This is a genomic window from Ideonella azotifigens, assembly GCF_021043325.1.
GTDB classification, from domain to species: domain Bacteria; phylum Pseudomonadota; class Gammaproteobacteria; order Burkholderiales; family Burkholderiaceae_C; genus Ideonella; species Ideonella azotifigens.
Genome location: NZ_JAJNKD010000006.1, coordinates 286,996 through 308,238 on the forward strand (window position 1 = coordinate 286,996; position 21,243 = coordinate 308,238).

The following is a 21,243-nucleotide window of genomic DNA, read 5'->3' on the forward strand; positions in this document are numbered from 1 at the left end:
CGAATTTAGGGGGATAGCGATGGGGTGCCGTGCATGGATTGGTGAAAACCCTGATAATCGAACTAATGGTTTTCCCTTGGTGCTGCACAGCAAGCGCATCAGGCGCATCGGATTTTTTGAAGGAGCTTTCCATGATTCGCACCCCCATCCTCGCTGTCACCCTGACCTTGCTCGGTAGCGTGGCCGCTCATGCCGCCGAAGAAGGCAAGCAAGTCGCAGCCCACAGCAACTACGACCATCCGGCCGTTGCCGTGGCCCGCATGGCCAAGGTCCGCAGCATCGACCCGAACACCGCGCTGGTCCAGCCGCCCGCATCGGTCACCTGGACCGTGCAGCCGGAAGCCAAGGTGATCGCCAGCGCCGGGCAGCCGGAACTGAAGTAAAGCCAGTCGCTTTGGCGGCACACCCCGCCGCCAGCCCGGGAGGGCGCAGGGGCGGGGCGCTTCAGCGCACGCGCATGCCAGGCTGGGCGCCAGGGAAGGGCTCGAGCACGAAGATGCCCGGGTTGGCCTTCTCGTCCGCATGGCTGGCGGCCAGCACCATGCCTTCGCTGAGGCCGAATTTCATCTTGCGCGGCGCCAGGTTGGCCACCATCACGGTCAGCTTGCCTTCCAGGTCTTCCGGCTTGTAGGCGCTCTTGATGCCGGAGAACACGTTGCGCGTCTTTCCTTCGCCCACGTCCAGCGTCAGCCGCAGCAGCTTGTCCGAGCCTTCCACGGCTTCGGCCTTGACGATCCTGGCGATGCGCAGGTCGACCTTGCTGAAGTCGTCGATCTTGATCTCGGGCGCCAGGTCTTCGCCGCCCGGTACGACCGCCGTTGGGGCCGGAGGCGTCAGCAGTTCGTCGACCAGCTTCGGGTCCACGCGCTGCATCAGGTGCTTGTATTCGCCGATCTTGTGCGCGCCCAAGGCGGTGGCCGCGTCCGCGAACTGCAGCGGCGCCACGCCCAGGAATGCCTCGACCTGCGCGGTCAGCGCCGGCAGCACGGGTTTGAGGTAGATCGTCAGCAGCCGGAAGGCTTCGATGCAGGTGCTGCAGACGTCTTGCAAAGCCTGCTCGGCGCCTTCCTTCCTGGCCAGTTCCCAGGGCTTGTGCGCGTCCACGTATTCGTTGACCTTGTCGGCCAGCGCCATGATCTCGCGCAGCGCCTTGCCGAACTCGCGTTCCTCGTAAAGCTCCTCGATGACGGCGCGGTGCGCGCGCAGCGTTTCCAGCAGCGCATTGCCTTCCACGCCCAGATCGCCGGAGAGCTGGCCGCCAAAGCGCTTGCTGAGGAAGCCGGCGGCACGTGACGCGATGTTGATGTACTTGCCGACCAGGTCCGAGTTGACGCGGGCGCTGAAGTCCTCTGGGTTGAAGTCGATGTCCTCGACCTTGCTGTTGAGCTTGGCGGCGATGTAGTAGCGCAGCCATTCCGGGTGCAGGCCCAGGTCCAGGTACTTCAGTGGGCTGATGCCGGTGCCGCGGCTCTTGCTCATCTTCTCGCCGCCGTTCACCGTGATGAAGCCGTGCACGAAGATGTGGTCCGGTGTCTTGCGGCCGCTGAATTGCAGCATCGCGGGCCAGAACAGGGTGTGGAAGTAGGTGATGTCCTTGCCGATGAAGTGCACCTGTTCGACCTCGGGGTCGGCAAAGAAGGCGTCGAAGTCGCGGCCGGTCTTGTCGAAGTAGTTCTTCAGCGAAGCCAGGTAGCCCACCGGCGCGTCCAGCCAGACGTAGAAGTACTTGCCCGGCGCGTCCGGGATCTCGATGCCGAAGTAGGGCGCGTCGCGGCTGATGTCCCAGTCGCCGAGGCCGCCGTTGCCTTCCTCGTCCTTGTTGAACCACTCCTTGATCTTGTTCAGCACCTCGGGCTGCAGCCGGCCCGGCGTGTGGGTCCATTCCTGCAGGAATTCCACGCAGCGCGGGTCCGAGAGCTTGAAGAAGTAGTGGTCCGAGGTCTTCAGCACCGGCACCGCGCCCGAGAGGGCCGAGTACGGGTTCTTCAGCTCGGTGGGCGCGTAGACCGCGCCACAGACCTCGCAGGAGTCGCCGTACTGGTCCTTGGCGCCGCACTTCGGACATTCGCCCTTGATGAAGCGGTCCGGCAAGAACATCGCCTTTTGCGGATCGAAGAACTGTTCGATGGTCTTGACCTCGATCAGCTCGTTCTTGCGCAGCGCCAGGTACAGCGCCTGGGCCAGCGCGTGGTTCTCGGGGCCGTCGGTCGAGTGCCAGTTGTCGAAGGCAATGTGGAACCCGTCCAGGTACTTGGCCCGGCCGGCGGCCACCGCGCCCACGAAGGCCTGCGGCGTCTGACCGGCCTTCTCGGCAGCGATCATGATGGGTGCGCCGTGGGCATCGTCTGCGCAGACGAAGTGCACTTCGGCGCCCTTCATGCGCTGGGCCCGCACCCAGATGTCGGCCTGGATGTACTCCATCATGTGCCCGATGTGGAAAGGCGCGTTGGCGTAGGGCAGGGCGGTGGTGACGAAGAGTTTGCGGGTCATGGTGGTCGATCGCGAAATGCAGGTGGCGGGCGCGATGAATCAAGCGCGGAACCCATCATTTTAGGCGGGCTGCCTCACCGCTGCCGCGGCGGGTTTCCGGCCTGCCGGCGCAATGGTTTAATGGCCGCCCAACGGGGCATTGCGACCCCGCACCAGAGGAGCCCCATGCACGCCGCCCGACTGTTCGCCCGCTTCTTCCTTCTGTTGGCGCTGCTGGCGGGTCTGGCGCCTGTCTTCGCCGCAGAAGCCGGCCAGGACGCGCTGGTGCAGCAGCTGACCGCGCAGTCCGCGGCCTGGGACCTGGCCATCGTGCGCAAGGACAAGGCCGCGATCGAAGCCAACATGGCCGAAGACTTCCGCCAGATCGACGGCGACGGCGACCTGGAAACCAAGGCCTCGTTTGTCGCCGGCCTGCTGTCGCCCAAGCTGGTGCTGGACCCGTACACGGTGCAGGAATTCGAGCTGCGCCTCTATGGCAGCACCGCGCTGCTCAGCGGTCGTATCCACATGACCGGCAGCTACGACGGCAAGCGCATCGGCAGCCACTACCGCTACATCGACGTCTACGTGCGCCAGCCCGACGGCCAGTGGCGCATCGTCAGCGTGCAGCTCACGCGCCTGCCACCCGCGCCCGTCTGAGCTGCGCACGGGAGTCCTGATGGCAATCGAGATTGAACGCAAGTTCCTGGTGGTGGGCGAGGGCTGGCGCCAGCCGGACGCGATGCACCTGAGCCAGGGTTACCTGAATCGGGACCCTGCGCGCACGGTGCGGGTGCGCATCGCGGGCGAAGAGGCTTTTCTGACCATCAAGGGCCGCAGCGAAGGCTTGAGCCGGGCCGAGTTCGAATACCCGCTGCCGCTGGCGGACGCGCAGGCGCTGCTGGCGCTGTGCGACGGGCCGTTGGTCGAGAAGCACCGCCACCGGGTGATGGTGGACGGGCTGCTGTGGGAGGTCGACGAATTCCACGGCGCGAATGCGGGCCTGGTCGTCGCGGAGCTGGAGCTGCAGTCGGAGGACCAGCCGTTTACGCGGCCGGCATGGTTGGGCGAGGAGGTGAGCGACGATGCGCGCTACTTCAACAGCCAGCTGGCGAGCCGGCCGTTCAATACTTGGCCGTGACCAAGTCGCGGCGGGTGGGCTTGCGTACCCGCAGACCGGGTGCCCCATCGCCTAGCCGAGGGTGGGCGCAGCGAGGTCGCGCAGGCGCGTCGGGCCGGCCTTTTCCTCGATGGTCTGCTTGAGCCGGCCCAGCAGGCCGGTTGAAAAAAGCGCCTCGGCAACGACAAATTCCGGGCCGACCAGCAGGCCGACCAGATCGTCTGCAAACGCCGGCTTGCGGCCTTCGTAGTAGTGGCCGATGAACTGGAACACCCAGCCGACGACGAAGGTGCCCACGCCCCAGCCCAGCCAGTGGCCGACGCTGCCAGCCGCCAGCGGCGCTGCCAGCGCGATCAGCAAACCATTGACCAGGCTGGTGGCCAACCCCAGCGCGAACTGGCCGCGGGTCAGGTACCACAGCGTGGACGCGAGCCACAGCAGCAGGGCAGGGCTCAGCGCCAAGGTACCCAGTGGCGTGTCCAGTTCGGCCCAGACCGGCCGCGCTGCCAGCACGCCAATGGCAAACACGATCATCGGGATGCCGATGAAGTGCGTGGTGATGTTGCGCGGGTCGCGGTGATAGCGGGCGTACTGCACCAGCAACTCGGTGGCGGGGCGAAACGGCGAGGGCATGGCGGGCGGCCTCCTGAAGAATGGGTACTGCGCAAACATCCTAGCCCTGCGGCCGCTTGGCGGCCAATGGGGATGAGCCCGCAGGCTGCGACATTTGGCCGTTCACGCGACAGTTTTGGCCTGCGCGGTCAGCCGCGGCCAGCCACCGCGCGCTGCAATTCCGCAGCCGGCCAGGGCTTGCGACGCTGCGGCCAGGCTTCGACCAGCGCCAGCATGCGGGCATTCAACGGCGCAGCCACCTGGTGCCGGGCCGCCAGCCGGCAGACCTCGCCGCACAGCGCGTCGATTTCGGTGGCGCGGCCCAGGGCCAGGTCGTCGGCCATGCTGGAGCGGGCTTTTTCGTCGATGTTCAGCATGCGCCCGGCCAGCCGCGTGAAGATCCAGTTCGGCAGCTGCATCAGCCGCGCCAGCCGGTGGGGCGGCAGGCTGGCCACCTGGGCGGGCTGGATGCCGGCGGCGCGCAGCACCTTCAGCGCTTCGAGCTGCAGCGCGGCGAACAGCCTGCGATAGCCGACGTCCAGCAGCTCGGCGCGCAGCGGCAGGCCGGACATTGCGTTGACCGGGTTGTTCAGGTTCAGCAGCAGCTTGCCCCACTGCACCGGCGCCAGGTCGGCATGCAGCTTCAGGCCCAGCCCGGCGCGCTCGCAGGCCGGCTGCAGCCGGCGCAGCACAGGGTGGTCCTGCGCGGCCAGCCTGCCGCCGGTGCCGCGGTGCAGCCGGCCCGGGCCAAGCTCGGCAATGTTGTACGGCACCATGCCTGGCAACCAGCAAAGGCCGGGCGCCAGCTGCGCGCCCAGCGCCGCGTTGCCAATGCCGTTTTGCAGCGACAGCACTGGTGTGCCGGGCGCCAAGGCCGCTGCGAGCTGGGCGGCGGCCTCGGCGGTGGCGCCACTCTTCACCGCCAGCAGCACCAGCTCGGGTGGCGGGCCGCTGGCCGGCAGCCTGTCAAGCACCTGCAGCTCGGCCGCCGGCAGCGTGAGCCGTTGACCTTGCAGGTCGGTCAGCACCAAGCCGTGTTCGCGCAGCGCCAGCGCCATGCGCGGCCGCGCGACGAACTGCACCGGCACGCCGACCGCCTGCAGCGAGCCGCCGACAAAGCCGCCGACGCTGCCGGTGCCCATCACCAACACCCGCGGGAGGTTGGCGCTCGCGGCGGTTATCGGGGAAGAGGCGAGCGGCGCGACGGCAGGCATGGACGGCGGGTTCCTCAAGCTGGAAGAGACGCTCCCGACGAGCGGCCGAGGGCCTGGCGATGATGCCTTTGGCCGGCGCGGTTTTCGGCCCCATGGCGCTACGAGGAAACCCGCTCCGCACATCAGCTGCTGTTCCGCAAAACCCACAGCAGCGGCGGATTCATGCATACAACTGAGAATGATTCGTATTAGCTTGTAAACTGCCGGGTTGATGTTGGAGATGCAGATGAAGCAAGAATTCCTGATGACGACCTGTGCCATCGCGGCCTGCCTGGCGTTGGGCGATGCCCGCGCGCAGGAAGCCGCCGCTCCCGCGCAGGACGTCGCGCAGCAGCAAACGGTGATGGTGAAGGGCAAACGGGCCAACCGCGTGTCCAAGGGCGCGACCGGCCTGCCGATGGAGGTGAAGGACACCCCGCAGACCATCAGCACCATCGACAAGGACGAGATGGCCGACTTCGGCCTGACCGGCAGCAACGAAGCGCTGGCCCTGGCCACCGGCATCAACGTCGAGCAGTACGAAACCAACCGCGCGACCTTCAATGCGCGCGGCTTCGAGATCCAGCTGACCCAGGTCGACGGCCTGGGCATGACCAATTCCTGGGGCACGGTGGTCGGCCGCGAAGACACCTTCCTGTTCGAGCGCATCGAGTTGATCCGCGGCGCCAACGGCTTGCTGACCGGCGTGGGCAATGCCTCCGGCACGATCAACTACATCCGCAAGCGCCCGACCAACCAGGACGGCGGCGAAGTCACGGTGACCGGCGGCTCCCATGGCCTCAAGCGCGTGGGCCTGGACTACAACAAGGTCCTGACCGAAGACGGCGCGTGGGCCGCGCGTGTGGTCGTGGCCCACGAGGACAAGGATTCCTACCTGCGCGACCTGCATGACAAACGCACATCGCTCTATGGCGTGGTCGACGGCCAGATCGGCGACAACGGCACGCTGACCATCGGCGTCACAGGCGTGAATGCCAAGCAGGACTCGCCGATGTGGGGCTCGCTGACGCTGCTGCGCTCGGACGGCACGCAGGCCGACTTCGCGGTCGGTTCTTCCACCGCGCCGGACTGGGCCTACTGGAACACCAAGTCGGTGACCAGCTTCGCCGAGTATTCGCATCGCCTGTCGCCGGACTGGGAAGCCAAGTTCACCGTCAACCGGCGCCATGGCGACGAGGCGACCAAGCTGCTCTACGCCTACTCGAACACCGGCATGCTGAACCCGGACGACACCGGCCTGATTGGCTGGCCGTACCACAGCATCAGCCACACGGACAGCCGGGTGCTGGACGCCAACCTCAGCGGTCAGTTTTCCGCCTTCGGCCGCAGCCACAGCCTGCTGGTCGGTGTGAGCAACTCCAAGGAAACCACGGCCACCGACATCTACGCGGCGACGAGCAACAACTTCCTGCCGCTGCCCGCCTTCCCGTATGGCGGCGACGCCTATCCGGAACCGGAGTGGGGCGCGCGCGAACCCAGCACCAGCGGCGAACAGACGCTGACCCGCGTCTACGCCGCCTCGCGCATCGCGTTGACCGATTCGCTCAAGACCATCGTCGGCGTGAACGCGGTGCGCCATTGGCGCGCCGGCGAGTCCCGCTATGGCAGCGGCGGCCAGTTGCTGGACCCGACCACCAAGAAGCTCAGCCCCTACCTGGGCTTCACCTACGACTTCACGCCGAACGTGCTCGGCTACGCCTCGTACTCCGACATCTTCCTGCCGCAGGAGCAGGCCGACGTGAAGGGTGACCTGCTGGCACCGGTGAAGGGCACGAATGCCGAAGTGGGCGTGAAGGCGGATTGGCTGGACAAGCGCCTGTTGACCACTTTCGCAGTCTTCACTTCAAAGGAACAAGGCCTGGCGACCTACGCCGGCATTGATGCGAACCAGCAGTACTACTACGAAGCCAAGGACGTGAAGTCCAAGGGCTTCGAGACCGAAGTCACCGGCCGCATCAACAAGGACGCCAAGCTAACGCTGGGCTACACCCACCTGACGCTGACCGGCCCGGACGGCCACGGCATCTACGAATGGGTGCCGCGCAACACGCTGAACTTCCGCGTCGACAGCCGCATGCCTTTCCTGCCGGCGCTGCGCATGGGCCTGGGTGGCCGCTGGCAGTCCGACGTCAGCAAGATCGGCAGCGCCGAGCAGCCCGCCTACATGGTGGCCAACGCCTTTGCCGCCTACGAGCTGACCAAGGACGCCACGCTGCGGCTGAACATCAACAACCTGTTCGACAAGAAGTACATCGGTGGCCTGGCCTACGGCGCGATCTACGGCGCACCGCGCAACGGGGCCGTGACGCTGGAATACAAGCTCTGAAGCGGGGGCCTCCGCTCGCTACACTGCGGCGATTGCCTTGTCCACGGCCGTTCCACGCATGCAAAACACCCCGCTGATCCCCTGGCATTCCATGTTCATGGGCGTGGCGCTGCTTGCCGCGGCGCGCTCCAAGGACAGCCGCAAGCGCAACGGGGCCTGCATTGCCAGCCCGGACAACAAGATCATGGGCGTGGGCTACAACGGCCTGCCGCGGGGCTGTGACGACAACGACGAAACCTACTGGAGCGACGTCGACGAGGACCCGCTGCGCTCGCGGCACAGCTACATCGTGCACGCCGAGGTCAACGCGATCCTCAACTGCGTGGTGTTGCCGCTGACCGGCAGCACCATCTACGCGACCCAGTTTCCCTGCCCGCGCTGCGCCCAGTCCATCATCCAGGTGGGCATCCGCAGGGTGGTGTTCCTGGAGCAGAAGGCGCACCAGGCCGCGTCCATCCAGGCCGCGAACAAGATGCTGGCCGATGCAGGGGTGCAGGTGCTGAGCCTGGACGAACTGGAACAACCCTCGGCCGAGTGGTGCGGCAAGCTCGACGAGTTCATCCGCCAGACCGGCCCGGTGGTGCACGGCACGCCGCCGGCTTGAACCGAACAGCGTCAAACAGCGGCGCTTTCAGGCCTGTTTTTGCCGCTTCCTGTCGGTGGGCTGTCGCGCACCATGCGGTCATGGCGCCGGACCTTCGTCCGCGCGGCCAGCAACCAGGAGGCCGCCATGTCGTCGCAACACACCACTCCCCCCGTCCAGAACCCGCCGGCTTCGCCTGCGGTGACGCGGCTGTTGTCCGGCCTGGGCCTTGCTGCGGTGCCGGTCGCGGCCATGGTCGCACCCGAGACCGGGCAACTCGACGATGCCGAACTCTCGCGGTCGGTGGTGGCCGACGTGGGCATGGGCACGCTGCTGCGCTTCAAGTCGCTGATGGCGATCGAGGGGCAGACGGTGCATGTCGCCCGGATGTGCTACGACCGGCAATACGCCTTCGAGCGCATTGCCAATGCCCACACCAGTGCCTTCGACCCGCTTCGGCGCGTCGCGCTGGAGCTGTTCCAGGCCTACCACCGCCGGGAAGAGGGCAGGCTCTGACGCTGGGCCAGCGGCTTCACCACTGTCGGCGGTGAGGTTGTCGTCCTAGCCAAGCCTGGGCAAAGTGCCCACAATGGCTTCAGTTCCGCTGCGCCCCAACCGGCCGGCGGCCGACGGACGATGCGCCCCGTCGAGGGGCGTGCCTGATGCAAGGCCGTTCCGATGAGAACTGCAGCCCGCCCCAAAGCCTTGGTGGCCGCCTGGTTCGACTTCCTGACCGAGCCGCAACGCGGACTGGCCGAGCAGTTGCAGGCCGCCGTGCGCCAGGCCGTGCCCGAAGCCACCGAAACCGTCAAATGGGGCAACCTGGTCTTTGGCGTGGACGACACGCTGCTGATGGCCATCGTCCCATTCAAAGGCCATGTGAATCTGCAGCTGTTCAACGGCAGCCAACTGCCGCCCGGCATTGCGCCGCTGGATGGCAGCGGCCGGGGTTCGCGCAGCCTGCGCTGCCGGCTGGGCCTGCCGATCGACAGTGTGCAGGTGCAGATGCTGGTGCTGGCCAGCGTGACCCTGGCGCGGCGCCAGGCCGCCGAGCGCCAGCAGGACGAACTGGCCGCATTGCCCGACGCCGACCTGCCGCGCGGCTGAGCCGCCGCCGGCCTCAGCGCAGATCCAGCGCCTGTGGGTTTGGCGCTGGCGCAGGCGTGGCTGCGTCGCCCAGCTGCATCACGACCTGGTTGCGGCCGTTGCGCTTGGCGCGGTAGAGCGCCTCGTCGGTCGCCTTCAGCAGCACCGCCAGGTCTTCCGGCGTGCGCGGCACCAGGCTGCAGACGCCAATGCTGACGGTGATGCCGACCGCGCCGACCGAGGTCGGCACCGCCAGCGCCTGCACCGCCTGGCGCATGCGCTCGGCCACGGTCAGCGCGCCATCCGGTCCGGCATGCGGCATCACGATGCAGAACTCCTCGCCGCCAAAGCGTGCCACCAGGTCCTCGGTGCGGTGGGCCTGGCGCTGCAGCTCCAGCGCCACGACCTGCAGGCACTGGTCGCCCGCGAGATGGCCGTGGGTGTCGTTGAACTGCTTGAAATGGTCGACGTCGATCAGCGCCAGAGACAGCGAGCGTTTGCTGCCGATGGCTTCGCCGATCAGGTGCTCCAGCGCCTGGTCCAGGAAGCGGCGGTTCGGAATCGCGGTCAGCCCGTCGGTCATGCTCAGCTCGGCCAGCCGGCGGTTGGCCTGCTCCAACGCGCTCGTTCGTTCGTTGACCCTGGCTTCGAGCAACTCTTGGGCTTCCCGCTGGGCCTTGAGCGCCTCGATCTGGCTCTTCACGCGCAGCTCGCGCTCTTCGTTGAGCCGGCTGGCCAGGCCCAGCGAAATCATCAGCACTTCCATCGCGCTGCCCAGTTGCAGCGCGTTTTCAGTGAACACGCTGCGCGCTACCAGGCCGAACTTGTCCAGCGCCAGCAGCACGCCGCCCAGCAGCACCGAGCCGAAGGCCAGCAGGAAGATGCGGGCCGGCGCGTAGCCTTCGCGCGCCCGCAGCAGCGCCAGTACCGTCAGGATGAAGATGGCGACGACCGAACTGGAGATCGCCGTGCGGATCGCCACGCTGTACGGCAGCACCAGCGCGGCCGCAGCCACCAGCAGGGAGGCCCCGGTCGTGCAGTGGATGGCCCAGCGGCGCCAGCGCGGCCCGGGGACGATGCGGATGAAATCGGCGGCGAAGGCCGAGCCGGAGGCGCCGGTCAGCGCCAGCAGCACGACGATGGCGGTGTCGTTCCACTGCGTGGCATGCGGCCACAGGTACTGGAAGCTCAAGCCCTTGAGCGAGGTGATGCAGCCGGCAATCGAGATCACCCACAGCCCGTAAAGCAGGTAGCCTCGCTCGCGCACCGAGGCCCACAGGATCAGGTTGTAGGCCAGCAGGCCGAACATCAGCCCGAGGTAGCCCCCCAGCAGCAGGTTGGTGTCCTCTGCGTGTGGATGGAAGGTGGCCGGTGTCCACAGCAGCAGCGGGAATTGCACCGCGCTGCTGGTCGTCACGCGGGCCAGCACCTCCAGCTCGGCGCCCAGCGGAATGTCCACCGGCACGACGAAGTTGGCATGCCGCACTGGGCGCAGCTCGAAGGCCTGCTTGTCGCCCAGCACCAGCTCCTTGTGCCAGGACGGCGGCTGGCCGGCCGGCGTGACCTGCAGGTGCAGCTCGATGCGGTCCAGCACCGGGTAGGCAATCTCCAGCAGGCGCCGGAGCTCGGTTGGGTCGCGCTGCAGCACGCGGGCGCGGAACCAGTGGGTCTTGTCGGAATAGCCCAGGCTGGCGCCACCGGCAGGCGCGTGCTGCCAGGCCGATTCGGGCAGGGCGCGCACGGCGGCCAGGCTCAGTGGCTGCGCGCCCGCGGCGCCGGGCTCGGCCAGGTAGTCCAGCGCCAGGGTTTCCTGGGCCCATGCGGGCTGCAGCGCAGCCAGGCCGGCCAGCAGGCACAGCAGCATGAACAGCCGGCGCAGCAGCGCGGCAGCCAGCACTGCGGGTGTGCGTGGGCAGGACGACGGCGCGGCGGGGCAGGGGGGCAGGGCGGGCAAGGACATGGGCAGGCGGGTGGCAGCCGGCCGCACTGCGCGGTCGGCTTGCACCCACACGGCTTATCGGCTTGCCGCCGGTCCGGATGAAGCGCCGAAGCCCGGTTCAAACCGGGAAAGAGCCCGGCAAAAGAATGTCTTTTCCGACGTTCTGCAAGCGCGTGTGGCCGCAGAAGGCCATCGTCAGTTCCAGCTCGCGCTGGATGATTTCCAGCGAACGCGTCACGCCGGCTTCGCCCATCGCGCCCAGCCCGTAGAGGAAGGCACGGCCAATCATCGTGCCGCGCGCGCCCAGCGCCCAGGCCTTCAGCACGTCCTGGCCTGAGCGGATGCCGCCGTCCATCCAGACCTCGATGCGCGGGCCCACCGCGGCGACGATGGCAGGCAGCGCCTCGATGGACGATTGCGCGCCGTCCAGTTGTCGGCCGCCGTGGTTGCTGACGATCAGCGCATCGGCGCCGGAGTCAGCCGCCAGGCGGGCATCTTCCACGTCCATGATGCCCTTGAGGATCAGCTTGCCGCCCCAGCGCTGTTTGATCCACTCGACGTCGCCCCAGTTCAGCTTCGGGTCGAACTGCTTGGCCGTCCATTCCGACAGCGAGCCCATGTTCTCGACCCCGCTGACGTGGCCGACGATGTTGCCGAACTGGCGGCGTTTGGTGCCCAACATGCCCAGGCACCAGCGAGGCTTGGTGGCCAGGTTGATGAGGTTGGGAATCGTCAGCCTGGGCGGCGCGGTCAGGCCGTTTTTCAGGTCCTTGTGGCGCTGGCCGAGGATCTGCAGGTCCAGCGTCAGCACCAGCGCCGAGCAGTTGGCGGCCTTGGCCCGGTCGATCAGGCGCTCGATGAAGCCGCGGTCCTTCATCACATAGAGCTGGAACCAGAACGGCGCCTGCGTGGCCGCGGCAATGTCCTCGATCGAGCAGATGCTCATCGTGGACAGCGTGAACGGGATGCCAAAGCGCTTGGCGGCCAGTGCGCCCAGGATCTCGCCGTCGGCATGCTGCATGCCGGTCAGCCCGGTCGGTGCGATGGCCACCGGCATGGCCGCGTCAATGCCGATCATCTTCACCGCGGTGCTGCGCTTGTCCATGTCGACCGCCACGCGCTGGCGCAGCTTGATCTTCTGGAAGTCTGCCTCGTTGGCGCGGTAGGTGCCTTCTGTCCACGAGCCGGAGTCGGCGTAGTCGTAGAACATGCGGGGCACGCGGCGCCGGGCCAGGACCCGGAGGTCTTCGATGTTGGTGATGGTGGTCATGCGGTGGTGGTCATGCGGTCTCCTGCCGGGCGATGCTAGCCGCGGGGCCTTCCGTCACCATGCGGGTTGGACCGGAAAAGATTTCAGGCCGGACCGGAAATCAGCGCCAGCCCTTCGGTGGCCGCCTGCGCGCAGGCCCGCCGCAGCCAGCTTGCGCCGCTCGCCGCCAAGCCTTCGGCCGGCAGCGGCGACTGCAGCTGGTAGGCCCAGCGCGCCGCCACCCACGGCGTGCGGCCCAGGCCCAGCGCTGGCAGCAGCCGGCCGCTGCGCAGCGCCTCACGCGCCAGGCTGGGCCGCGCCAGCACCACGCCTTGGCCTTGCAGCGCAGCCTCCAGCGTCAGGCCCAGGTCGACCAGCCGCGGCCCGCGGTCCGGTTCCGGCCAGCCCAGGCCCACGGCTTCGAACCAGGTCGCCCAGGGTTCGATCGGCGTGCGCAGCAGCGGCAGCCGCGCCAGGTCGGCCGGCTCGGCCAGCGGCCCGGCCTCGGCCAGCAGCGCAGGGCTGGCCAGCGGCAGCAGCACGTCGTGCATCAGCACCGCGGGGTCGTTGGCCGTGGCGGCGGCATGGCGCACGTCGAGTTCGGCGTCGCTGCCGCCAGCGTCGATGAACGGGGCCGACAGCACGATCTCCAGCTCCACGCTCGGCTGCTCGGCGGCAAAGCCGGGCAGGGCCGGCACCAGGACCTGGCGAGCGAAGGTGGGTGGCGCGCACAGCCGCAGCCGCGGCCGCTGCTGCGCCGCGCGCTGGTGCAGCGGCACGGCGGCCAGCAGCTCCAGCGCGCTGCGCACCGAACCCAGGTATTCGCGCCCGGCGGCGCTCAGCAGCAGGGCCTTGCCGCCGCGCTGGAACAGCGCCACGCCCAGCAGTTCTTCCAGCGCCGCGATGCGCTTGCCGATGGCGCTGGCCGTGATGTGCAGCGAATCCGCAGCGCGTTCGAAGGTGCCCAGCCGGGCGGCAGCGTCGAACGCGCGCAGGGCGTCCAGCGAAGGCAGGCGCATGCCGGCCTCTGTCGAGAGTGGGGAGGGCGAAGCATCGTGCGGCGCGGCCATGCGCCGGACTTTAGCGGGTCAGGCCCGGGCGGCTCAGGCGGTGGCGGGCTGCGGCGCGGGCGTGCACTGGTTGCCGCCGCAGCCGCTCATCGGGACATGGTCGGGCGCGGGCGGATGGGCCATGGTGCTGGTGCTGGGGTCGAAGCCGAGTTGCTGCAGGTGGGCGGCGAGGGCGGCGTCCATGCTCTGGACATGCCCGACAAACCACTGCGCCAGCCCGGGCAGGCAGTCGCTCATCGGCCGGAAGTCACCGATGTCTGCTGCCAGGCGGCCCACCTCTTCCAGCACCGTCAGCACCTGTGCATGCTGGCGGCTGTGGCAGTTGTCCGGCGCGAAGCCGGTGGCCAGCATCCAGCGGTCTTCCTGGCCGAAGTGGCCCACGGTGTGCAACACGAGTTCGGCCCAGTAGGCCAGTGCGCTGGGGCCTGCACCTTGTGCCAGTGCGCGTTCGGTCTGGCCCAGCAGCGTGATGAAGGCCTGGTGGGTCTGGTCCATTTCCGGGTGGTCCAGCTGCAGCGAGGGGGACCAGTCGAGCAAGGGCATGGTGGGTCGTGGCAGTGCAAGCGGTGCGGTCGATTGTGGGCAGCGCTGGCGCGGCCGGTCTTGCGTTGGCGCAAGAAGCCCGCGATGACGGGCCGAGGTGACAATGCCGCGATGCCGCCGCCTGTTGTGTCGCCCCTGCCCACGCGCCGCCTGGCCTGGCTGAGGCCGCTGTGGCTGCTGGCGGGCGGGCTGTCGCTGCTGCTGGGCGTGATCGGCATCTTCCTGCCGCTGCTGCCGACCACCCCGTTTGTGTTGCTGGCCGCCTGGTGCTTCTCCAAGGGCAGCGAGCGCTGGGAGCACTGGCTGGTGACGCACCGGCACCTGGGCCCCATCGTGCGCGACTGGCGGGCCACCCGCGCGGTGCCGCTGCGCGCCAAGCAACTGGCCACGGTGATGATGAGCGCCAGCTCGCTGTGGGCCTGGTGGACGATTCCATCGCCGATCTGGCGCTGGACGCCGGGCATCACCTGCGCGTTGGTGGCGCTGTGGCTTTGGCACTTGCCGACCCGGCCGCCGCGCGCGGATTGAGCCGCTTCAGTTCGCCGTTTCGTCCGGCAGGTCGTCGAACAATCCTGGCTCGCGGGCGACCAGCATCGTGGTGGCCGCGGGTTTCGGCATTGGACGGCCAGGGCGGGCCGGCGCGCGCGTGCTGCGGCGCGAAGGCAGCTCCGGCAGATCCGCGCGATGCAGGTTGCCCACGCGCACGCCCAGCAGGCGCAGCCGGCGGCGCAGGTCCACGCGCTTCAGGCACTGGCCCGCGGCCTGGCGGATGCTCGCGAAGTCGGCGGTGTTGGCCGGCAGCGTCAGGTCGCGGGTCACGATCTTGAAGTCGTCAAAGCGCAGCTTGATGCCCACGGTGCGGCCGACGTAGCCCTTGCGCTGCAGGTCCTCGGCCACGCGCCGGCACAGCTCGGTGAAGATGGCCGAGAGCTGGCTGCGGTCGCGCACCGCGTGCAGGTCGCGGTCGAAGGTGGTCTCGCGGCTCATCGAAACGGGCTCGCTGTCGGTCACCAGCGGGCGCTCGTCGCGGCCCCAGGCGGCACGGTGCAGCCAGGCGCCGTAGCTCTGGCCGAAGCGCTCGATCAGCCACTCGGGCTCGCACTGCGCCAGCTGGCCCAGCGTCTCCAGCCCCAGCCCCGCCAGCTTGGCACCGGCCTTGGGGCCGATGCCGTTGAGCTTGCGCACCGGCAGCGGCCAGATGCGGGTCGGGATCTCGTCCAGCGTCAGCACTGTCAGCCCGTCGGGCTTGTCCAGCTCCGAGGCCAGCTTGGACAGCAGCTTGTTTGGCGTCACGCCGATGGAGCAGGTCAGGCCGGTGGCGCGCTGCACGTTGTTCTTGATCTCGCGGGCCAGCGCGCGGGCACCGCCCAGCGGGTCGTGGCCGATGGTGTCCTGCGCGCCGGGCACCTCGGTGAGGTCGATGTAGATCTCGTCGATGCCGCGGTCCTCGATCACCGGCGCCAGCTCGGCCACGGCAGCCTTGAAAGCGCGCGAGCAGCGCTTGTAGAGATCGAAATCGGTGGGCAGCAAAACAGCCTGTGGCGCCAGCGCGGCGGCCTTCATCAGGCCCATGGCCGAGTGCACGCCGAAGGCCCGGGCGGCGTAGGTGGCGGTGGTGACCACGCCGCGGCCGGCGTAGTCGGCCAGCCTGGCGTAGCGCCGCGTGCCGTCGGGCTGCGGTTCGGGCTGGTGGCGCCGGCCGCCGCCGATCACCACCGGCTCGCCGCGCAGGTCCGGGTAACGCAGCAGCTCGCAGGAGGCGTAGAACGCGTCCATGTCGAGGTGGGCGATGAGCCGGCGTGGCGGTGTCGGGTTGGCAGGCATGGTGGGCAACAACTGGATGGATTATCAGTCTTTTGACTGCGCCCCGACACCCCGCCGCCGCCTGCCGGCATCGCTGCCGGCGGCTTGCGAAGCGGTGTCGTCTGACGTGGGGTCGCCAGCTTGTTGCGGTATGGTCCCGGGCAGGCATCCGGCGCGCGGGACGGCACGACTGCCGCGCCACCGGACCTCGTTCACATCTGCATGCCGCGGGACACGCGGCCCTGGGAGACGCCATTGGCTGGCCAGCTTGACCCGGGCGCACAGGCGCCAGCCTTTGACTTCCTGCCGGGCGGCGGCCAGATGGGCGCCCTGGTGCGCGGCTTCGACTGGGCCGCCACGCCGCTGGGCCCGGCTGCCGGCTGGCCGCAGTCGCTGAAGACGGTGCTGGGCGTGCTGCTGGCCGCCCGCCAGCCCATGTTCCTGGCCTGGGGGCCGCAGCAGACCTGGCTCTACAACGACGCCTTTGCACTCATCCTTGGCCGCAAGCATCCGGCTGCGCTGGGCCGGCCCAGTGCGCAGGTCTGGCAAGAAGCCTGGGGCGACCTGGCGCCGCTGTTCGAACAGGTGTTTGCCGGCGAGGCGGTGCACATGGACGGCTTCACCGTCGGGCTGGACCGGGACGGTGTGGTCAGGGACGCCAGCTTCGACTTCTCGTACACGCCCATGCGGGACGAAGCGGCGCAGGTGGCCGGCTTGTTCGGCGTGTGCATCGAAACCACGGACCGGCTGCAGGCGGTGAGCGCGCTGCGCAGCGGCGACACGCGGCAGAACGTGCTGGTGGCGCTGGCCGAGCGCTTTCGTGAGCTGGACGACCCTTCGGACCTGTCGTTTGCCGCGGCTGAGATCCTGGGCCGCGCGCTGGGAGTGAGCCGCGCCGGCTACGGCACGGTCAGCAAGGCCGACGAGACCATCAGCATCGAGCGCGACTGGAATGCGCCCGGCATCCGCAGCCTGGCCGGCGTGCTGCACTTCCGGGACTATGGCTCCTACATCGAGGACCTGAAGGCCGGCCGCACCGTGGTGGTCAGCAACGCCGACCTGGACCCGCGAACCGCCGCCACCGCTGGCGCGCTGAAGGCGATCAGCGCGCACGCGCTGGTCAACATGCCGGTGACCGAGCAGGGCGGGCTGGTGGCGCTGCTGTACCTGAACCATGCGCAGCCCCGCGAGTGGCCCCAGGAGGAGCTGGCGTTGATTCGCGAGGTGGCCGAGCGCACGCGCAGCGCGGTGGAGCGGCGGCGGGCCGAGGAAGACCTGCGGCAATTGGCCGCCTCGCTGGAGCAGCAGGTGGTGGCCCGCACCGAGGAGCGCGACCGGGTGTGGCGCAATTCGCGCGACCTGCTTGTGGTGATCGGGGCCGACGGCGTCTTCCGCGACGTCAATCCCGCATGGACGGCGATCCTGGGCTACCGGCCGGAAGAGGTGATAGGCCGCAGCTTCGTGGCCTTCGTCTGGCCCGGGGACGCTGGCTTGACCCAGACCGGACTGGATGCCGCGCTCAGCAAGCGCAACCTGACCGGCTTCGAGAACCGCTACCTTCACAAGGACGGCTCGCTGCGCTGGATTTCCTGGCACACCGCCACCGAGGGCGAGCTGGTGTTTGCCTATGGTCGTGACGTCACGGTCGAGAAACAGGCGCAAGCCGAACTCGCCGCGGCGCACGAGGCCTTGCGGCAGTCGCAGAAGATGGAGGCGGTGGGCCAGTTGACCGGCGGCATCGCGCACGACTTCAACAACCTGCTGGCCGCCATCAGCGGCAGCCTGGAACTGCTGAGCCGGCGGCTGGCGGAAGGGCGCACCGCCGGGGTGGAGCGCTTCATCGGCACCGCGCAGGGGGCGACCCGGCGCGCCGCGGCATTGACGCACCGTCTGCTGGCCTTCTCGCGCCAGCAGACGCTGGACCCGCGGCCGGTCGACGCCAACCGCCTGATCGCCGGCATGGAAGACCTGGTGCGGCGCAGCGTCGGCCCGAATGTCGAGCTGGAAGTGGTCGGTGCTGGCGGCGTGTGGACCATCAAGGTCGACCCGTCGCAGCTGGAAAACGCCTTGTTGAACCTGTGCATCAACGCCCGCGACGCGATGGCGCCGCAGGGCGGGCGGCTGACCATCGAGACCGCCAACAAGTGGCTGGACGAGCGCGCGGCCAAGGAGCGCGAGCTGCCGCCGGGCCAGTACGTGTCGATCTGCGTGACCGACACCGGCACCGGCATGGCGCCCGAGGTGATCGCCCGCGCCTTCGATCCGTTTTTCACCACCAAGCCACTCGGCGAGGGCACCGGGCTGGGCCTGTCCATGGTCTACGGCTTCGTGCGCCAGTCCGGCGGCCAGGTGCGCATCTATTCCGAGCTTGGCAAGGGCACGACGATGTGCCTTTACCTGCCGCGGCACACCGGCGAGGACCTGCCTGCGCCAGAGCCCGAAGCCGAGCACCACGGCCTGGGCGCTGGCGAAACGGTGCTGGTGATCGACGACGAGCCCGCCATCCGCATGTTGATCACCAGCGTGCTGCAGGAGGCTGGCTACAGCACGCTGGAGGCAGGCGAGGGCGCCAGCGGGCTGCGCATCCTGCAGTCGGACACGCCCATCGACCTGCTGATCACCGACGTTGGCCTGCCCGGCGGCATGAATGGCCGCCAGGTGGCTGACCAGGCGCGCGTGGCCCGGCCGGCGCTGAAGGTGCTGTTCATCACCGGCTTCGCGGAGAACGCGGTGGTCGGCAACGGGCACCTGGCCCACGGCATGGAAGTGCTGACCAAGCCCTTCGACATCGAAGCGTTGGAAAACAAGGTCCGTGACCTGATCGACCGCACGAACTGAGGCGGCCGGCCGTCAGCACAAATTTTTGTGCACCGATTGCCGCCGCCTGCGCGATCAATGGGCACCGACTCACCAACACGGGCCTGTGAAAAGGCTGTGTCGGAATCACTCTGGGGCTTGTAAATGTGCAATTCACACATTTATCATCAGTCTGTGAGTTCGGTGGCCCGTGCGCCTGCGGTATTCGACTGCGCGCCTATGCTTCCGGCCTCGCTCTCAGGCCTGTTGCCATGTCCGATCCCTCCACAGCCCTTTCTTTGCCATCGCCGGAGCACAAAGCCTTGCTGGAAGCCATGCAGTCACTGCTGGCCCCGCTGGGCCGCCTGGCCGTGGCGCAGGGCTTGCACTTCGACTCGCTGGAAGCGCTGTTGAAGCTGGCCATGGTGCAGGCCGCGCGCGAAGCCGCTCTGAAGGCCAAGCCCGAGGCGCTGCCGCACCGTCTGGTCAGCCGCATTGCCACGGCCACCGGCATCAACCGGCGCGAGGTTACGCGGCTGGTTGGCGAATCGCTGGAAGCGCCGCGGCCACGCCCGTCGATGGCGCTGCGCCTGTTCTTCCGCTGGTCCACCGACCCAGCGCTGCCGCAGGATGAGGCTGGCCTGCCGCGCCAGGGCCCGGCGCCCAGTTTCGACGCGCTGGCCGCGCTGGTGACACGCGACGTGCATCCCCGCAGCCTGCTGGACGACATGCTGCGGCTGAAGCTGGTCACCTGGCAGCAGGACAGCGACCGCGTCAGCCTGAACCGTGCCGCGCTGGTGCCCGACCGGGACCAGGCCCGCTTGCTGGGCCTGCTCGGTGGCAATGTGGGCGACCACCTCAGCGCCGCCGTCGACAACGTCGCAGGCGAGCAGCCGCGCCACTTCGAGCAAGCGATCTGGGCCAACGGCCTGTCGCTGGACTCTGCACAAGGCGTGCGAGGCTTGGTCGAAAGCCATTGGCAGCAACTGACGCAGCAGTTGGTGCCCGAATTGCAGCGCCGCATCGACCGCGACGAAGCCGACGGTGCGCCCACTGACGCGGTGGTGCGCGTTGGCATGTTCATGTACTCGCAGCGCAGGCCGGCACCGACGGCCGAGCCCGCGCGCGATGAGGAGGATTTTCCCGATGGCGCGAATGACTGAACGGCCCGGCCGCTGCTGGCGAACGCCGTTTGCCCTGGCCTGCAGCCTGGCGGCGCTGCTGCTGGCCGCCTGCGGTGGCGTGGAAGGCGGCGGCACCGGGGCCAGCCCTCAGGGCTACACCGAAGGCTCGGCGACCGGCCTGGGCGGCCTGATCGTCAACGGCGTGAACTACGGGCAGCGCAGTGCCCGCATTGCCGACGACCAGGGCCACCTGCTGGGCGCCGACGCGCTGCGGCTGGGCATGGTGGTGCGCATCGACAGCGCTGCGGTGGGTGGCGACGAGCCGTCCGCCGAGGCCTTGCAGGTCACGGTGGCCAGCGCGCTGGCCGGCCCGGTCAGCGCCAGCGACCTGATGGCGCGTTCGCTCACGGTGCTGGGCCAGACGGTGCTGATCGACGGCAACACGGCCTTCGACCCTGCTATCGCTGGCGGCCAGGCCGGCATTGCGCTGGGGGACGTGGTGGAGGTCCATGCGATCTATGACGCAGCGACCGGCCGCTACCTGGCGCGGCGCATCGAGCCGCTCCTCAGCCCGGCGTCCTACGGGCTGCAGGGCCGCGTGCAGGCGCTGGACCTGGCCACGCGCACGCTGCAGATGGGCGGCCAGCCGTTCCAGTTGTCCACGCGCATGTCGCTGCCAGGCGAGCTGACCGACGGCGTCTTCGTCAAGCTGCTGTTCGACACCCAGCCCGATGCGCGGGGCCGCTGGCTGGTGCGCAGCGTGCTGGTGCCGGCGCAGCGGGACGCGGCCACCGGCCCGGTGGCGCTGCAGGGCCTGATCGAACAGCTCGACGGCAGCAGCCTGCGCGTGGGCGGCCTGCGCGTGGACCTGCGCCAGGCCCAGGTGCTGCCGGCCGGCAGCGTGCTGCAGACGGGCCTGCGCGTGCGGGTTGAAGGCAGCGCCAGCGGCGGCGTGGTGCAGGCCAATACGCTGACGGTGAGGCCGGTGGCCGAGGATGGCGACCGGGTCAACAAGCAGAACTTCAGCCTGGTGGGCCAGCTCTCGGCGCTGGACCTGGCAGCGCAGCGCTTCACGCTGCTGGGCACGCCGGTTTCGTTTGCCGACACGGTGCTCAGCCAGGGCACCGAATCGGCGCTGGCCAACGGCGTGCGCATCGAGGTGCGCGGCACCTTGTCGCTGGACGGCACCAGCCTGGTCGCCCAGGGCCTGAAGTTCGACCCATGACACCCGGCGCGCCGGGCCTGGCGACAGCCCAGGCCTGAAGCGCGCGCCGCTTCCCCCTGTTCCCTTTCTTCGCCTCGGGCGCCC

19 protein-coding genes are annotated in these 21,243 nt (G+C 68.8%); 11 read left to right on the plus strand and 8 right to left on the minus strand.

The features are described from left to right. Positions 1-131: 131 nt before the first annotated feature. Positions 132-383 (plus strand): hypothetical protein, encoded by a 252-nt coding sequence (locus LRH25_RS15665; RefSeq protein ID WP_141288803.1) that lies wholly within the window; start codon positions 132-134, stop codon positions 381-383. A 61-nt stretch (positions 384-444) separates the two neighbouring features. On the opposite strand, the gene metG is transcribed toward LRH25_RS15665, so the two are convergent. Beyond that, the gene (gene metG / locus LRH25_RS15670) at positions 445-2,490 is read right to left on the minus strand and encodes a methionine--tRNA ligase (RefSeq protein WP_141288801.1); all 2,046 of its coding nucleotides are present in this window, start codon (positions 2,488-2,490) and stop codon (positions 445-447) included. Between the two features lie 165 nt (positions 2,491-2,655). On the opposite strand from metG, the gene LRH25_RS15675 reads away from it, so the two are divergent. Both LRH25_RS15675 and LRH25_RS15680 read left to right on the plus strand, forming a co-directional pair. After that, complete coding sequence (locus LRH25_RS15675; protein WP_170200942.1) at positions 2,656-3,129, plus strand: nuclear transport factor 2 family protein; 474 nt, start codon at positions 2,656-2,658, stop codon at positions 3,127-3,129. Between the two features lie 19 nt (positions 3,130-3,148). After that, complete coding sequence (locus tag LRH25_RS15680; RefSeq protein ID WP_141288797.1) at positions 3,149-3,610, plus strand: CYTH domain-containing protein; 462 nt, start codon at positions 3,149-3,151, stop codon at positions 3,608-3,610. Positions 3,611-3,661: 51 nt separating this feature from the next. Here the strand turns inward: LRH25_RS15680 and LRH25_RS15685 are convergent, their stop codons facing one another. Further along, positions 3,662-4,222 (minus strand): Mpo1 family 2-hydroxy fatty acid dioxygenase, encoded by a 561-nt coding sequence (locus LRH25_RS15685; protein WP_141288795.1) that lies wholly within the window; start codon positions 4,220-4,222, stop codon positions 3,662-3,664. A gap of 128 nt (positions 4,223-4,350) precedes the next feature. Then, on the minus strand, positions 4,351-5,343 hold the full coding sequence (locus LRH25_RS15690; protein WP_231011612.1) for a 2-dehydropantoate 2-reductase: 993 nt from the start codon (positions 5,341-5,343) through the stop codon (positions 4,351-4,353). 298 nt (positions 5,344-5,641) lie between these two features. Between LRH25_RS15690 and LRH25_RS15695 the strand changes: the two genes are divergently transcribed. From LRH25_RS15695 to LRH25_RS15710, 4 genes are all read left to right on the plus strand, one after another. Continuing rightward, positions 5,642-7,741, plus strand: a complete 2,100-nt coding sequence (locus tag LRH25_RS15695; RefSeq protein WP_141290045.1) for a TonB-dependent siderophore receptor — start codon at positions 5,642-5,644, stop codon at positions 7,739-7,741. A 58-nt stretch (positions 7,742-7,799) separates the two neighbouring features. Next, complete coding sequence (locus tag LRH25_RS15700) at positions 7,800-8,345, plus strand: deoxycytidylate deaminase (RefSeq protein ID WP_141290044.1); 546 nt, start codon at positions 7,800-7,802, stop codon at positions 8,343-8,345. A gap of 126 nt (positions 8,346-8,471) precedes the next feature. Beyond that, a complete protein-coding gene (locus LRH25_RS15705; protein WP_141290043.1) occupies positions 8,472-8,840 on the plus strand; it encodes a hypothetical protein in 369 nt (122 codons plus the stop codon). A gap of 162 nt (positions 8,841-9,002) precedes the next feature. Next, positions 9,003-9,431 carry a DUF1801 domain-containing protein gene (locus LRH25_RS15710; protein ID WP_231011557.1) on the plus strand — a complete coding sequence of 143 codons (429 nt, stop codon included), beginning with the start codon at positions 9,003-9,005 and terminating at the stop codon, positions 9,429-9,431. A 13-nt stretch (positions 9,432-9,444) separates the two neighbouring features. Here LRH25_RS15710 and LRH25_RS15715 read toward each other — a convergent pair whose 3' ends face one another. From LRH25_RS15715 to LRH25_RS15730, 4 genes are all read right to left on the minus strand, one after another. Then, positions 9,445-11,370, minus strand: coding sequence for a sensor domain-containing diguanylate cyclase (locus LRH25_RS15715; RefSeq protein ID WP_231011558.1), 1,926 nt, complete (start codon positions 11,368-11,370; stop codon positions 9,445-9,447). Positions 11,371-11,467: 97 nt separating this feature from the next. After that, entirely contained in the window at positions 11,468-12,619 is a 1,152-nt protein-coding gene (locus LRH25_RS15720) for an alpha-hydroxy acid oxidase (RefSeq protein ID WP_141291942.1), read from the minus strand. Between the two features lie 83 nt (positions 12,620-12,702). Next, positions 12,703-13,617, minus strand: a complete 915-nt coding sequence (locus tag LRH25_RS15725; RefSeq protein ID WP_231011559.1) for a LysR family transcriptional regulator — start codon at positions 13,615-13,617, stop codon at positions 12,703-12,705. An 84-nt stretch (positions 13,618-13,701) separates the two neighbouring features. Then, complete coding sequence (locus LRH25_RS15730) at positions 13,702-14,211, minus strand: hemerythrin domain-containing protein (protein ID WP_231011563.1); 510 nt, start codon at positions 14,209-14,211, stop codon at positions 13,702-13,704. A gap of 111 nt (positions 14,212-14,322) precedes the next feature. On the opposite strand from LRH25_RS15730, the gene LRH25_RS15735 reads away from it, so the two are divergent. Beyond that, positions 14,323-14,739: a YbaN family protein gene (locus LRH25_RS15735; RefSeq protein WP_141292041.1), complete on the plus strand. Its 417-nt coding sequence runs from the start codon at positions 14,323-14,325 to the stop codon at positions 14,737-14,739. Positions 14,740-14,745: 6 nt separating this feature from the next. On the opposite strand, the gene dinB is transcribed toward LRH25_RS15735, so the two are convergent. Next, complete coding sequence (dinB, locus tag LRH25_RS15740; RefSeq protein WP_231011565.1) at positions 14,746-16,035, minus strand: DNA polymerase IV; 1,290 nt, start codon at positions 16,033-16,035, stop codon at positions 14,746-14,748. A 234-nt stretch (positions 16,036-16,269) separates the two neighbouring features. Here dinB and LRH25_RS15745 point away from each other — a divergent pair, with 234 nt between their 5' ends. From LRH25_RS15745 to LRH25_RS15755, 3 genes are all read left to right on the plus strand, one after another. Next, positions 16,270-18,852, plus strand: coding sequence for a GAF domain-containing hybrid sensor histidine kinase/response regulator (locus LRH25_RS15745; protein ID WP_231011566.1), 2,583 nt, complete (start codon positions 16,270-16,272; stop codon positions 18,850-18,852). Positions 18,853-19,082: 230 nt separating this feature from the next. Next, entirely contained in the window at positions 19,083-19,973 is an 891-nt protein-coding gene (locus LRH25_RS15750; protein WP_141290210.1) for a DUF6502 family protein, read from the plus strand. Then, positions 19,957-21,159 carry a DUF5666 domain-containing protein gene (locus LRH25_RS15755; RefSeq protein ID WP_231011568.1) on the plus strand — a complete coding sequence of 401 codons (1,203 nt, stop codon included), beginning with the start codon at positions 19,957-19,959 and terminating at the stop codon, positions 21,157-21,159. The genes LRH25_RS15750 and LRH25_RS15755 overlap by 17 nt, the downstream gene beginning before the upstream one ends. Positions 21,160-21,243 lie beyond the last annotated feature (84 nt).